The sequence below is a fragment of the Sphingopyxis sp. EU05-FHT14B03 genome (genome assembly GCF_058790875.1).
This window is the reverse complement of sequence record NZ_JBYTDC010000001.1, coordinates 419,180-432,633: the sequence shown is the minus strand read 5'-3', so window position 1 is coordinate 432,633 and position 13,454 is coordinate 419,180. Positions and strand designations below refer to the sequence as shown.

Sequence of the window (13,454 nt, the reverse complement as noted above, 5' to 3'; positions counted from 1 at the left end):
GCTTGCCCTCGTTTCGCTTTCTTCCCATAACGCGGCGTCCAATTTGGGGCGGTCGCATCAGGGGAGAGAGCGAACCGGCATCAATAAGTCGGACGTTCGACTGCTATCTTCGCGTTCGCCCTTCTTCAATGGGGAAGGAATAGACACGCATGAATCCGGTTATGATCGCGATAGCGTGCGGCCTGGTGGCCGTACTCTATGGATTCATTACCTCGCGGCAGGTGCTCAGCGCATCGGCGGGTAATGAAAAGATGCAGGAAATCGCCGCCGCCATCCAGGAAGGCGCCAAGGCCTATCTGGGCCGTCAATATCGCACCATCGCCATCGTCGGCGTCGTCGTCGCCATCCTCGTCTGGTGGTTCCTTGGCGAAGTTTCGGCGACGGGCTTCCTGATCGGCGCCATCCTGTCGGGCGTCGCCGGCTTCGTCGGCATGAACATCTCGGTAAAGGCCAACGTCCGCACCGCGGCCGCGGCGCAAACGGGTCTTCAGGCCGGCCTGACCATGGCGTTCCGCGCCGGCGCGATCACCGGCATGCTCGTGGCGGGCCTGGCGCTCCTCGCGATCTCGGTCTTCTTCTGGTATCTGATCGGTCCCGGCGGCTACACCGTCGGCGGTGACGATCGCACCGTCGTCGACGCGCTCGTCGCGCTCGCCTTCGGCGCTTCGCTGATCTCGATCTTCGCGCGTCTCGGCGGCGGTATCTTTACCAAGGCCGCCGACGTCGGCGCCGACCTCGTTGGCAAGGTCGAGGCCGGAATTCCTGAGGACGATCCGCGCAATCCCGCGGTGATCGCCGACAACGTCGGCGACAATGTCGGCGACTGCGCCGGCATGGCCGCCGATCTGTTCGAAACCTATGTTGTCACCGTCGGCGCCACCATGGTGCTGATCGCGCTGCTCCTGAAGAGCGCGGGCGACCAGCTGCTGCCGCTGATGAGCCTGCCGCTGCTGATGGGCGGCGTGTGCATCATCACCTCGATCATCGGCACCTATTTCGTTCGTCTCGGTGGCGGCAAGAATGTCATGGGCGCGATGTACAAGGGCTTCCTCGTCACCGCGATCCTCTCGGTCCCGGCGATCTGGTTCTCGACGAGCTATGTGCTGAAGGGCGACATGAAGACCGTCGTCACGGGTCAGTCGTTCAACGGCACCGACCTGTTCCTGTGTTCGCTGCTCGGCCTCGTCATCACCGGGCTGATCATCTGGATCACCGAATATTACACGGGCACCAATTACCGCCCGGTGCGGTCGATCGCCAAGGCTTCGGAAACGGGCCATGGCACCAACGTCATCCAGGGTCTGGCGATCAGCCTTGAATCGACCGCGTTGCCGACGCTCGTGATCTGCGCGGGCATCGTCATCGCGTTCCAGATCGCGGGCATCATCGGCATCGCCTTTGCGGCGACCGCGATGCTGGCACTCGCCGGCATGGTTGTCGCGCTCGACGCCTATGGCCCGGTCACCGACAACGCCGGCGGTATTGCCGAAATGGCGGGACTCGACGACAGCGTGCGTGAAAAGACCGACCTGCTCGACGCCGTGGGCAACACGACCAAGGCAGTGACCAAGGGCTATGCCATCGGGTCTGCGGGTCTTGCGGCCTTGGTGCTGTTCGGCACCTATACCGCCGACATCACCGAATATTCGGCGAAGCTCGGCCTCGACGCGCCGCTGACCTTCTCGCTCTCGTCGCCCTATGTCATCGTCGGGCTGCTGCTCGGTGCGCTCTTGCCGTACCTCTTCGGGGCGTTCGGCATGACCGCCGTCGGCCGCGCGGCGGGCGAGGTCGTCAAGGATGTTCGCGAGCAGTTCAAGAACAACCCCGGCATCATGACCTATGAGAGCAAGCCCGACTATGCGCGCACGGTCGACCTGGTCACCAAGGCGGCGATCAAGGAAATGATCATCCCGTCGCTGTTGCCGGTGCTGGCGCCGATCGTGGTGTATTTCGTCATTCGCGGCGTCGCGGGGCCGGCCGCGGCGCTCGAAGCGCTCGGTGCGCTGTTGCTCGGCGTGATCGTCGGCGGGCTGTTCGTCGCGATCTCGATGACCTCGGGTGGCGGCGCGTGGGACAACGCCAAGAAATATATCGAAGACGGCAACCACGGCGGCAAGGGCAGCGAGGCCCACAAGGCCGCGGTGACCGGCGACACCGTCGGCGATCCGTACAAGGATACCGCAGGTCCGGCGGTCAACCCGATGATCAAGATCACCAATATCGTGGCGATCCTGCTCCTCGCGGCGCTGGCGCACGGCGCGGCTTAAGCCGCACCGCCTGCGGGTGAAACAAGAGGCCCCGCCGGAGCGATCCGGCGGGGCTTTTTGGTTTCAATTTCAACTTATGTCGGTTGCCATCCCCGCGCGCGCTTTCTAGGCTGCGTGGCAGAGGGAAGCGCGGGCAATCGGCCCGAATGCCAGTGGGTTGCGCTCTCCGTCGGGGCATGAATACGGAGATTATGATGATCAAGAAGATGTTTGCCGCCGCCTTGCTGGCATCGGCAGTGGCGTGGCCGGCGGTCGGCATGGCGCAGGCGAGCGATATCGTCGTCACCGCGCAAAAGGGGCGCGTCGATACCGCCGTGTTCGGCAAAAGGCCGTTCATGCGCGATCCGCGCCTGTCGCCCGACGGCACCAAGATCGCGGTGATGATGAGCCGCGATGGCGTCGACAATCTGGTCTATCTCGACCTCGCGAAGCCGGGCAGCGCACCGACGCTGATCGCCAAGGCCGAAGAATTTCGCGAGGCGGGCGACCGTACGATGGGGGGCTGGCGCTGGGTCGGCAATCGCACGCTGATCGTGACTTTGCTGTCGCGAGAGAATATCTTCGGGCAGCGCGCCGACCTTCGCCGCCTGGCCGCCTATGATCTTGAATCGGGCAAGCTGACCCCGATCGCGTGGACCGAAGCCGGCGGCGACGGCGGCACGATCCTGCACATCGACGACGAGAAAGAAACGATGCTGATCCAGCGCGGTTTCTTCAAGGACGGCAGCTTCTCGGTAGGTCCCGAAGTGCTCGACGTCGATGTACGCACCGGCAAGTACAAGTCCGTCCAACGCCCCAATGTCGAGGTCAGTACCTGGCTGGTCGATGGCAAGGGCGTGATCCGCGGCGGCCTGGGCCAGGACGACAAGGGCAACCAGCGGCTGATGTATCGTTCGGACGCCAGCGGGACGCTCAAGACCGTGTCGAACGCGAAGGACCCGACCTTCACCAATTCGCAGATCGTACCGGAAGTCTTCCTCGACGAACCCGACATGGCCTATGCGACCAGCAACAAGGACAATCTGCGTCGCGTCTACAAGGTCAATATGAAGACGATGGAAGTCGTCGGCGGGCCGGTGTTCCAGCTCAGCCGCTACGATGTCGATGGCATTGTCGTCAACGAGGCTGAGAACGACATGCTGGGTGTCGCTTTCACCACCGACAAGGAGCGTCGCAAATGGACGGATCCGCGCCTCGCGCAGGTCCAGGCATTCTTCGACGAGGATTTCGGTGAAGGCAATGCGATCATCACCTCGACCAACGACGGCGATACCAAGCTGGTCGTCCGTGTCGGCGAGACGAGCGATCCGGGCGGCTATTATCTGTACGATACCGAAAGCGGCAAATTGCAGCTGCTCGGCTGGGTCCACCCGATTTTGCAGGGTGCGAAGATGAATCCGACCGACACCGTCCGCTACAAGGCGTCGGACGGGATGGAGATCGAGGCGGTCGTCACCTATCCGCGCCACCGCAAGGGCGCCAAGAACCTGCCCGTCGTGGTAATGCCGCACGGCGGACCCTATGGCATCCGCGACGAGGAAGGCTTCGGCTTTTTCCCCTGGCATCAGGCGGTTGCCGAACTCGGTTATGTCGTCATCCAGCCCAATTATCGCGGCTCGGGCGGCTATGGGAAGGAGTTCGTCAAGGAAGGGCGCAAGCCCAACGGCTATGGCAACCGGATGCAGGACGACCTCAACGACGCTGTCACCTGGTTCGCCGGGCAGGGCCTGATCGATCCCAAGCGGGCCTGTATCATGGGCTGGTCCTATGGCGGCTATGCGACCGCGCGCGGCGCGCAGCGCGACGGCAATCTGTGGAAATGCGCGATCGCGGGTGCGGGCGTTTATGACTTTCCGATGATGAAGTCTTACGACACCAACACCTTCGGCAGCTTCGGCGCCAATTTCCAGGCGACCGCTGCCGACCTGATCTCGATCTCGTCGGCACGCAACACCGACGGCAAATGGGCACCGATCCTGATCGTCGCCGGCCTGCGCGATGCGCGTATCCCGATCGAGCAGTCGCGCACGCTGGTGTCGCGCCTGAAGGGGTCGGGCAAGAAGGAAGGCGTCGACTTCCGTTATGTCGAACAGCCCAAGGGAACGCACAACCTGCCCTATGAGGATGTGCACACCGAATGGCTGGTTGAGACCGAGAAGTGGCTGGAGCGGTTCAACCCCGCCTATATCGCCAGCGATCCCGACAAGCCGGTTCCGGTCGTGGTGACCGTCGACACCAAATAGCATCGGCTATTGTTGGAACCCGAGGCGGGCCGCGAAGGATTATCCTTCGCGGCCCGCTTTCATTTGGGCGGCATAGCCGGCCTGGACCATCGCGCTCATCCGGTCGAACAGCGCGTCGGGATCGCTGCGGCGCAGGCCGGGGATCGCAGCTTCTGCACCTTCGGCGACGACGAGCTCGCGCGTGCCCGCGGCGACCGCGGCGAGAATCTCGGCTGCGGCGAAATCGGGCGACAGGCCATTGTCGATCGCTTTGTCACTTTCGCCGCGCACGCTGCCGTCGGCGTTGAGCGCGTTGCGGCTGACGTTGGTCGCGATCGATCCGGGAGCTACAACGAGTATTTTCAGTCCGAGATGCTCATTCTCGGCGCGGATGCTGTCGTGATAGCCGATCAGCCCATGCTTGGCGGCGCAATAGGCGCTGCGCAGCGGCACCCCGGCGATGCCCGCGACGCTGGAAATCGCGACGATCTGGCCACCGCCCGCCGCGACCATGCGCGGCAGCAGCTGCTGGGTGAGGGCAATGGGGGCGAGCAGGTCGACGTCGACGATCTTCTGATACACCGAAAAATCGGTCTCGATCGCGAGGCTGCGCTGCGAGATGCCGGCGTTGTTGACGAGGCCGTCGATCCGGCCGCACCAGTTCCACGCTTCCTCGGCCATCAACGGCAGCGCGGCGTAATCCGTCGCCTCGAAGGGCAGGATCATCGTGCCGGGGCCGCAATCCTTCGCCACGGCTTCGAGTGCCGCGACATTGCGCCCCGACAGGATCAGCCGCGCGCCGCGCGCCGACAGCGCCCGCGCCAGTGCGGCACCGATCCCCGAAGACGCGCCCGTGACCCACCAAACTTGATCCTGCATATTGGCATCCTATCTGTCATTTCGTCCCAGCCTGAAACGGCTGTGCGGGGGCGTCAAGGCGCCTACCCACGCATTTCCGTGCAGGGGTGGCAATTTTGTTGCGACTCTGTTATAATAAATATCAACACGCCGACATTCTGTCTCTTCCCGTCGCTGGGCTGGGGCACGTTCGGCGTTTCCGATGGAGCCATATCCCTTGTCACTCTGACTGGCTAGCGCCGCCGAAATGCTCCGATCCCCCTCGCAGGAGGGCAGGATGCACCGGCTTTGACCCGCTTCCCCGTCCCCGACAAGGCACAGAAAGGAAACTGCATGTCCGCAAACACCCTCCTCTTCGAAGTCGGTGACTATGTCGTTTATCCGAAGCATGGCGTGGGGCGCGTCATCGAACTGCAGCGGTCGGAAATCGCCGGCATGCAGCTCGAACTCTATGTCCTGCGCTTTGAAAAAGAAAAAATGACCCTGCGCGTCCCGACCAACAAGGCCGAGGGCGTGGGCATGCGCAAGCTGTCGTCGGACAAGACGCTGAAGGAAGCGCTGCAGGTGCTGACCACCAAGCCCAAGGTCAAGCGCACCATGTGGTCGCGCCGCGCCCAGGAATATGAAGCGAAGATCAATTCGGGCGACCTGGTGTCGATCGCCGAAGTGACCCGCGACCTGTTCCGCGCCGACGACCAGCCCGAGCAGAGCTATTCGGAACGCCAGATCTTCGAGGCCGCCTCTAGCCGCCTCGCCCGCGAACTGGGCGCGATGGAAGAGAGCGACGAAAAGACGGCGCAGGCGAAGATCCTCGAGATTTTGAACGAAAATGCGCCGCGCTATTATGTGGAGAAGGTGGTCTAAGCCACGCTTCGACGCGATGAGACAGAGGAAAGGGCGGTCCGAAAGGGCCGCCCTTTTTCATTGCCACTCTCCCATTTAGGGAGAGGGCAGCGAGACTTGCGAATTTATTCGCTAGTCGCAGCGGGTGGGCGGCGCGGGCCCCTCCCTCTCCCCAAATGGGAGGGGGGATTCAGGGATATTTCGCCCCGACAAAATACAGCCCGTCGGGCGGCGCGTTCAGCCCCAGCGCGTTGCGATCCGCGGCCTCCAGTGCCGCCCGTAAATCACGCGCCGACCATTTCCCGTACCCGACGAGCGTAAGGCAGCCGACCATCGAGCGCACCTGGTGGTGGAGGAAGCTGCGCGCCGCGGCCTCGATAATCAGCTCGTCGCCATGGCGGCTGACGGTCAGCTTATCGAGCGTCTTCACCGGGCTTTGCGACTGGCAATGCGCCGAACGGAAAGTCGTGAAATCATGCAGCCCGATCAGCAGTTGCGCCGCGTCGTGCATCGCCGCGGCGTCGAGCGGCCGGGCGAATTGCCAGGCCAGTCCCTTGTCCCATGTCAGCGGCGCGCGGCGATTGACGATGCGATATTCATAGGAACGACCGATGCAGGCGAAGCGCGAATGCCAGGCGTCGTCCGCCACCTCGCACCCGATGATCGCGATCGGGGCAGGGCGAAGCTGGGCGTTGATCGCCTCCATCAGGCGGAAGGGCGCCAGCGGCTTTTCGATATCGACATGGCCGCGCATCGCGATGGCGTGGACCCCGGCATCGGTGCGTCCGGCGCTGAACACCGCGGTGTCTTCGCCGGTAATCTTGGTGACGGCTTGCTCGATCGCTTGCTGCACGCTCGGGCCGTGCGCCTGCCGCTGCCAGCCCATATAGGGGCGGCCGTCATATTCGATGGTGAGGGCAAAGCGCGTCATCGCCGCCCCTTAGCCGTTCGCATCGAGCTAAGTCGAGATGCTCATCGGTCGCGCGCGCCTTCGAGGTGTCTCGACTTCGCTCGACACCAACGGAAATCAGGCGAGGCGCGTGCCCTGGGGGATCGGGCGGCCGCGCAGCAGGTCGGCGGCGTCCATCGCGGGCTTGCCGGCGCGCTGGACGCGGGTGGCGCGGATCGCGCCGGGATTGCAGGCGATTGTCAGCGCATCGTCGGTCGTGACGCCGGGGGTGGCGCCCGCGATGCTATTGGTGGGATGAACGACCTCGGCGGCGAGCAGCTTGTACCGCTCGCCATCGAGCTCGAAAAAGGCGCCCGGCATCGGGTTGAAGGCGCGGACCTGGCGTTCGACCTGCACCGCGCTGGTCAGGAAATCGAGCCGCGCCTCGCTCTTGTCGATCTTGGCCGCGTAAGTAACGCCGTCGTCGGGCTGCGCTTCGGGCAGGAAGGCGTGGAGATCGCTGAGCGCCTTCACCATCAGCGCGGCGCCCATCGCGGCGAGTTCGTCGGTCAGTTCGCCCGCGGTCTTGTCGTCGACCCCGGTGCGCCCGACGAGCCTCATCGCGCCGGTGTCGAGCCCCGCGTCCATCTGCATGATCGTGACGCCGGTTTCGCCGTCACCCGACAGGATCGCGCGCTGCACCGGCGCCGCGCCGCGCCAGCGCGGCAGGATCGAGCCATGGACGTTGAGGCAGCCCTCGCGCGGCGCGCTCAGGATCGCCTGCGGCAAGATCAGGCCGTAAGCGGCGACCACCGCGACATCGAGGTCGAGTGCGGCGAATTCGGCCTGCGCTTCGGGGCTTTTCAGGCTCTTAGGAGTGCAGATGGGCAGGCTATGGTCTTCGGCCCAGTTGTGGACGGCGCTTTGCTGCACCTTCTTGCCGCGCTGGGCGGGGCGGGGGGGCTGGGTGTAGACCGCGACGATCTGATGCCCCGCGGCGTGGAGCGCGGCGAGCGTCGGTACCGCGAAGGGCGGCGTTCCCATGAAGGCGATGCGCATGGGTGCGGGCTTTGGATGAGGTTGCGATGCGGCGCAAGTCCCTCTCCCGACGGGAGAGGGGATATTGCGCCGACCCCGCAGCCTCACTACCACCACCCCATGGCGTCCACCGAAATCGAAGCCCTCGTCCAGCAACTCGCCCGCCTGCCGGGCCTCGGCCCGCGCTCGGCGCGGCGCGCGGTGCTGCACCTGATGAAGAAGCGCGAGAGCAGTTTTGCGCCGCTGCTCGCGGCGTTGCAGAGCGTGTCCGAACGGCTCGTCACCTGTACCATTTGCGGCAATGTCGACACGCAGGACCCGTGCGCGATCTGCGCCGATCCGCGCCGCGATGAGCGGTCTTTATGCGTCGTCGAGGAGGTGTCTGACCTGTGGGCGCTCGACAAGTCGCGGCTTTTTCCGGGCAAATATCATGTGCTCGGCGGACGGCTGTCGGCGCTGGAGGGGGTGCGGCCGCAGGACCTCAGCATCGATGCGCTGGTCGCGCGCGTCGCGGCGGGCGGGATCGACGAGGTGGTGCTGGCGATGAACGCGACGCTGGAGGGGCAGACGACGGCGCATTATCTCGCCGAGCGGCTGGAGGGCTATCCGGTGCGGCTGACGCAGCTGGCGCATGGCCTGCCGGTAGGCGGCGAGCTCGATTATCTCGACGAGGGGACGCTGGCGCAGGCGCTGAGGGCGCGGCGGCCGGTGGGGTGAGAAGCTACTTTCGTCTTCTGCTCGTTTGTATGCTGGTTGCCACCCTGCCTGCATTGTTCGCAGGTTTCGCCGCTTGGGCGCATAATCCGCAGGGCGAATTCGTCGATCTGGAAACCGACGTGTGGAAGAGCGACCTTTATGAGATTTTCGCAGCGTGGTGGATCATGTCGTGCGTCTTCCTGGTTGTTTTGGCGACCTGTTTCATCCTGATCCGAACGGTCATTTCGCGTTGGCGCCAGCGGGCATGAAATGGCGATGCGTCGCCTTGATCGCGCTTGCCCTGTCCGCTTGTGCCGCGCGCGAGGTCAAGCCGACCGAGGCTGAAATGGACCGGGTCGAGGCGGCATTGGGACGCGAGGAGTGTATAGGCGATCTCAAAAGCTGGCTTCGCCGCTATCATTACAAACTGGAATTCTCGCCGGAGGAGTCAGAGGCAGCTTGGAAGGAGCGGCGTGAGCCGCAGCCGACCGCCTATAACAAATCTGTTATCGAAGTGGATTTGCGCGAGGCTAATTTTGAGGAATTTGGGAACGGAAGACGGAGCTATTCCAACTATCCCGAGGGTTCGGGCGGGATCGATGATCGCGATTATCGGATGGCTTTTGGGACGTTCGACGTTGCGACGGGGCTTCTAAATCTGGCCGCCTGTGGTGAAAATATGGCCCCTTGACCCTGCGCCTCTCCGACCATACCTGCACGCCATGGCCCTTTTACCCATCATAGAGACCCCCGATCCGCGGCTGCGCGTCATTTCGAAGCCCGTAGAGACGTTCGACGCCGAGCTGAAGACGCTGATCGCCGACATGTTCGAGACGATGTACGACGCCCCCGGTATCGGGCTCGCCGCGATCCAGGTCGGGGTGCCCAAGCGCATCCTGGTGATCGACCTGCAGGAACCCGATCCCGAGGACGAGGAGGGCAAGCGCCTGATCCGCACTCCGCGCGTCTTCATCAACCCCGTTTTCTCCGAGGAAAGCGAGGAGCATAGCGTCTATCAGGAGGGCTGCCTGTCGGTCCCCGAGCAATATGCCGATGTGACGCGCCCTGCCGAGGTCACGGTCGACTGGCAGGACGCCGACGGCAAGCCTCACAGCGAACGCATGACCGGGCTGATGGCGACGTGCATCCAGCACGAGCACGACCATCTGGAAGGCATTCTCTTCATCGATCATCTGTCGCGGTTGAAGCGCGAGATGGTGCTCAAGAAGCTGATGAAGATGCGGAAAGCGGCCTAGTCTTTACGTGTTCCCCGGCGAAAGCCGGGGTCCAGAACGCCTGAAAGCGAAGTTAGATCGAGCCAGCATGGACCCCGGCTTTCGCCGGGGAACACGAACGGGCTATCCCGCCTTCGCGACCGCGACCATCGCGGGGCGCAGTAGGCGGTCTTTCATCATATAGCCCGCCTGCATTTCCTGCACGATCGTGCCGGGGGTCTGATCGCTCGGGATTTCGAGCATCGCCTGGTGCTGGTTGGGGTCGAGCGGCAGGCCGATCGCGGCGATGCGGGTGATGCCGTTGCGTTCGAAGACGCTGAGCAATTCACGCTCGGTCGCTTCGAGTCCGGTGACGAGCGGCTTGATCCCCTCGTCGGCGCGCTGCTCCTCGCTGAGCGCTGCGAGCGCGCGGCCGAGATTGTCGGCGACCGACAGGATATCGCGCGCGAATTTCGTCGCGGCATAGGCGTGCGCGTCGGCGACTTCCTTTTCGCCGCGGCGGCGGACATTCTGCGTCTCGGCGCGCGAATAGAGCAGGTCCTGCTGCAGCGCGGCGACCTGTTCGGCGAGCTTCGCGACTTCGTCATTCTCGCCGGTGGTGGGCGTCGTCGCATCGGCCTCGGCTGCGACATTTTCGGGGGTCAGCGCGTCTTCGGCGCGCGTGTCGTTTTCAGTATTTGTCATAAACCTATCGTATCAGTCTGGAGAGCGATTGAGCGGTGAAATCCACCATGGGAACGATCCGGGCATAGTTCAAGCGCGTCGGACCGATCACGCCGACAACCCCGACCACGCGCCCGGCCGATCCGCGATAGGGCGCCGCTATCACGGACGAGCCCGAAAGCGAGAATAATTTATTCTCCGACCCGATGAAAATGCGGGTCGCGGCGCCCTCGCGCGCGCTGTCGAGCAACTGCGCGATGTCCTGCTTGGTTTCGAGTTCGTCGAGCAATTGGCGGACCCGGTCGAGGTCGCCGACCGCGCTTTCGTCGAGCAGATTCGCCTGGCCGCGCACGATCAGCACCGGGCGGTCGGCGCCGTCCGACGACCAGACCGCGAGCCCGCGCGACACCAGATCCTGCGCGGCGCGGTCGATCGCGATGCGCTCGGCCTCCATCTCGCGGCGGACGCGCACCATCGCTTCGGCGAGGGTGAGGCCCGACAGGGTCGCGCTGATATAATTGCCCGCCTCGACGAGCGCCGACGGGTTGAGGCCAGGCGGAATGGCGATGACGCGGTTCTCGACCGCGCCGTCGCCCGCGACGAGCACGACGAGCGCCTGATTCGCCGACAGCGGCACGAAGGCGAGCTGTTTGAGCACGCGCTCATGCTTGGGGACGAGCACGAGGCCGGCGCACGCCGACAGCCCCGACAGCGCCGAGGTCGCCTGCGCGAGCGCGCTTTCGATCGGGCCGGCGTCGGACAAGGACGCCTCAATCTGGGCGCGGTCCTCGGCCGATGGTTCGGCGACCTGCATCATGCCGTCGACGAACAGGCGCAGCCCCTGTTCGGTGGGCAGGCGCCCGGCGCTGGTGTGCGGGCTGGCGAGCAGGCCATATTCCTCGAGATCCTGCATCACGTTGCGGATCGACGCGGGGGAGAGGTTGAGACTGGCGAGCTTCGACAGCGTGCGCGAGCCGACCGGTTGGCCGGTTTCGAGATAGGCGTCGACGACCATCCGGAACACGTCGCGGGCGCGCGTGGTGAGTTCGGTGATAGGCGGCGTGGTCATGGGGAGGATTTAGGGATGCAGGAGGCCGAGCGCAACAAAGCTGGACCTCGGCTCCCCAAGGATCGTCATCCCTGCCTTTGCGGGGATGACGAAAGGGGGTGCAAAAGGCGATTCTTCTGCCTAGCCTCCGACCGGGGGAGAGACACATGACCACACGCCCGCTGAACCAGGACGATCCGCTCGACGATTTCGACCATCGCGACATCGTCCTGCTTGGCCGCAAGCACCGCGTCTACACGATGGGCCGCGGTCCCGCGGTGATCGTGATGACCGAAATGCCGGGCATCAGCCCGCATGTCGCGCGTTTCGCGCGCTGGGGCCGCGATGCGGGCTTCACCGTCTATATGCCGCATATTTTCGGCAAGGACGGCGCGGTGCCGCGGATGCCTGGTGCGGTCTTCACGATGATCGGCGGGTGCATCAGCCGCCAGTTCCGCGCCTTTCAGGCCAATGAAAGCTCACCCGCGACGTTGTGGCTGCGCGCGCTGGCGGCGTTCGCGCATCTGGAATGCGGCGGCAAGGGCGTCGGCGCGATCGGCATGTGCTTCACGGGCAATTTCGCACTGTCGATGATGCTCGAACCCTCGGTACTCGCGCCGGTGCTGTCGCAGCCGTCGCTGCCGCTGAACGGCGCGGCGGGCATGCATATCGCCCCCGACGAACTCGCGGCGGTCAAGGCGCGGATGGAGGCCGAGGATCTGACCGTGCTCGCCTACCGCTTCGAGGGCGACAAATTCTGCAAGGCGGCGCGCTTCGCGGCCTATGAGGACGCGCTCGGCGACCGGTTCATCGGCAAGGTGCTGCCCGACGCGGCGGCGAACCCGAACAGCCCGATGAAAAACCCGCACAGCGTGGTGACGATCCACCTGATCGACGAAGCCGGCCAGCCGACGGTGCAGGCGCGCGACGAAATCCTCGATTTCTTTCGTATGCGGTTGAGCGATTGAGCGCGATTTTAGCGTTCAGTCGGTCAGGTAGAGTGTTTTTGGTTCCAGCAGTTCCGGACGGTTCGGTGGGAGCTTCATCGTTTTGGGTATGCCCCTCACGTAAGGGGCAATTGCGGCATCGGCGCGCGCAATATTGCGCGATTGCGCTTCGTTGCAACGCTCTCCCGCGCGCCGTGCTTCTCTTGCACTGAAGAATGTCAGCGCTGCTGCCATGTTGTCGGAGCGTTCGATAACGAGCAATCGCGTGTCATAATCGTCGCCGCTCATATCGCTGCGCGGGAAGTGGCGATCGCAGGCCGAGGACATTGTCGGCGGGAAACCGATGTCCTCGATGCTTCCCCATGCTGGTTTCCACCGCAGGTGCCCCAGCTCTTCATGAAGCAAGTTCACTTGATTCGGCGTGAGGCGGATTGACGATCGCGCGGCGACATCGGGAGCGTCCGGCTCGGATGCCGGCGAGGCATCCTCAAAATCCATGAGCGGTACGCACCGCCCGTTTTGGCGACGCTGGAGGTACCAGATCGACAGCAATGCGCCGTCCTGTTCCACGGTGACCCACTGTGACAGCGGGCAATCCCCAAGCCGCTCCGGTTGGCGATGATCTATATCACGGATGTAGGTGACCTTGGAGATAGCGGGGCCGTCGGTCCTTGTTGATCCGATCGACGCGGCCAAGGTAACGCCGATGGCGAGCAGGGTGGCGACCGTTACGGTGGCGAGTGATCCT

General features: G+C 64.2%; 13 protein-coding genes. 7 read left to right on the top strand and 6 right to left on the bottom strand.

Features of this window, described 5'->3' with window-relative positions:
- Nucleotides 1-149: 149 nt before the first annotated feature.
- Together AC3WS4_RS02210 and AC3WS4_RS02205 are read left to right on the top strand one after the other, a co-directional pair.
- Nucleotides 150-2,267, top strand: coding sequence for a sodium-translocating pyrophosphatase (locus AC3WS4_RS02210; protein ID WP_187142320.1), 2,118 nt, complete (start codon nt 150-152; stop codon nt 2,265-2,267).
- A 194-nt stretch (nt 2,268-2,461) separates the two neighbouring features.
- Nucleotides 2,462-4,510, top strand: a complete 2,049-nt coding sequence (locus AC3WS4_RS02205; protein WP_492740026.1) for an alpha/beta hydrolase family protein — start codon at nt 2,462-2,464, stop codon at nt 4,508-4,510.
- 39 nt (nt 4,511-4,549) lie between these two features.
- On the opposite strand, the gene AC3WS4_RS02200 is transcribed toward AC3WS4_RS02205, so the two are convergent.
- Nucleotides 4,550-5,368, bottom strand: coding sequence for an SDR family NAD(P)-dependent oxidoreductase (locus AC3WS4_RS02200; protein WP_492740027.1), 819 nt, complete (start codon nt 5,366-5,368; stop codon nt 4,550-4,552).
- 312 nt (nt 5,369-5,680) lie between these two features.
- Between AC3WS4_RS02200 and AC3WS4_RS02195 the strand changes: the two genes are divergently transcribed.
- Entirely contained in the window at nt 5,681-6,211 is a 531-nt protein-coding gene (locus AC3WS4_RS02195) for a CarD family transcriptional regulator (RefSeq protein ID WP_056349127.1), read from the top strand.
- A 169-nt stretch (nt 6,212-6,380) separates the two neighbouring features.
- Here AC3WS4_RS02195 and truA read toward each other — a convergent pair whose 3' ends face one another.
- On the bottom strand, nt 6,381-7,121 hold the full coding sequence (gene truA / locus AC3WS4_RS02190; protein ID WP_492740029.1) for a tRNA pseudouridine(38-40) synthase TruA: 741 nt from the start codon (nt 7,119-7,121) through the stop codon (nt 6,381-6,383).
- Nucleotides 7,122-7,217: 96 nt separating this feature from the next.
- Nucleotides 7,218-8,138, bottom strand: a complete 921-nt coding sequence (gene fmt, locus AC3WS4_RS02185) for a methionyl-tRNA formyltransferase (RefSeq protein WP_492740030.1) — start codon at nt 8,136-8,138, stop codon at nt 7,218-7,220.
- A 99-nt stretch (nt 8,139-8,237) separates the two neighbouring features.
- On the opposite strand from fmt, the gene recR reads away from it, so the two are divergent.
- From recR to def, 3 genes are all read left to right on the top strand, one after another.
- Nucleotides 8,238-8,834 carry a recombination mediator RecR gene (gene recR, locus AC3WS4_RS02180; protein ID WP_492740031.1) on the top strand — a complete coding sequence of 199 codons (597 nt, stop codon included), beginning with the start codon at nt 8,238-8,240 and terminating at the stop codon, nt 8,832-8,834.
- Between the two features lie 157 nt (nt 8,835-8,991).
- Nucleotides 8,992-9,504: a hypothetical protein gene (locus tag AC3WS4_RS02175; RefSeq protein WP_492742599.1), complete on the top strand. Its 513-nt coding sequence runs from the start codon at nt 8,992-8,994 to the stop codon at nt 9,502-9,504.
- A 31-nt stretch (nt 9,505-9,535) separates the two neighbouring features.
- Nucleotides 9,536-10,069: a peptide deformylase gene (gene def / locus AC3WS4_RS02170; RefSeq protein ID WP_492740034.1), complete on the top strand. Its 534-nt coding sequence runs from the start codon at nt 9,536-9,538 to the stop codon at nt 10,067-10,069.
- A 102-nt stretch (nt 10,070-10,171) separates the two neighbouring features.
- Here def and grpE read toward each other — a convergent pair whose 3' ends face one another.
- Nucleotides 10,172-10,732: a nucleotide exchange factor GrpE gene (grpE, locus tag AC3WS4_RS02165; protein ID WP_187142261.1), complete on the bottom strand. Its 561-nt coding sequence runs from the start codon at nt 10,730-10,732 to the stop codon at nt 10,172-10,174.
- A 4-nt stretch (nt 10,733-10,736) separates the two neighbouring features.
- Nucleotides 10,737-11,780 carry a heat-inducible transcriptional repressor HrcA gene (hrcA, locus tag AC3WS4_RS02160; RefSeq protein ID WP_492740035.1) on the bottom strand — a complete coding sequence of 348 codons (1,044 nt, stop codon included), beginning with the start codon at nt 11,778-11,780 and terminating at the stop codon, nt 10,737-10,739.
- A gap of 146 nt (nt 11,781-11,926) precedes the next feature.
- Here hrcA and AC3WS4_RS02155 point away from each other — a divergent pair, with 146 nt between their 5' ends.
- Entirely contained in the window at nt 11,927-12,727 is an 801-nt protein-coding gene (locus AC3WS4_RS02155; protein WP_492740036.1) for a dienelactone hydrolase family protein, read from the top strand.
- Between the two features lie 15 nt (nt 12,728-12,742).
- Here the strand turns inward: AC3WS4_RS02155 and AC3WS4_RS02150 are convergent, their stop codons facing one another.
- Nucleotides 12,743-13,402 carry a hypothetical protein gene (locus AC3WS4_RS02150; RefSeq protein ID WP_492742597.1) on the bottom strand — a complete coding sequence of 220 codons (660 nt, stop codon included), beginning with the start codon at nt 13,400-13,402 and terminating at the stop codon, nt 12,743-12,745.
- Between the last annotated feature and the right edge of the window lie 52 nt (nt 13,403-13,454).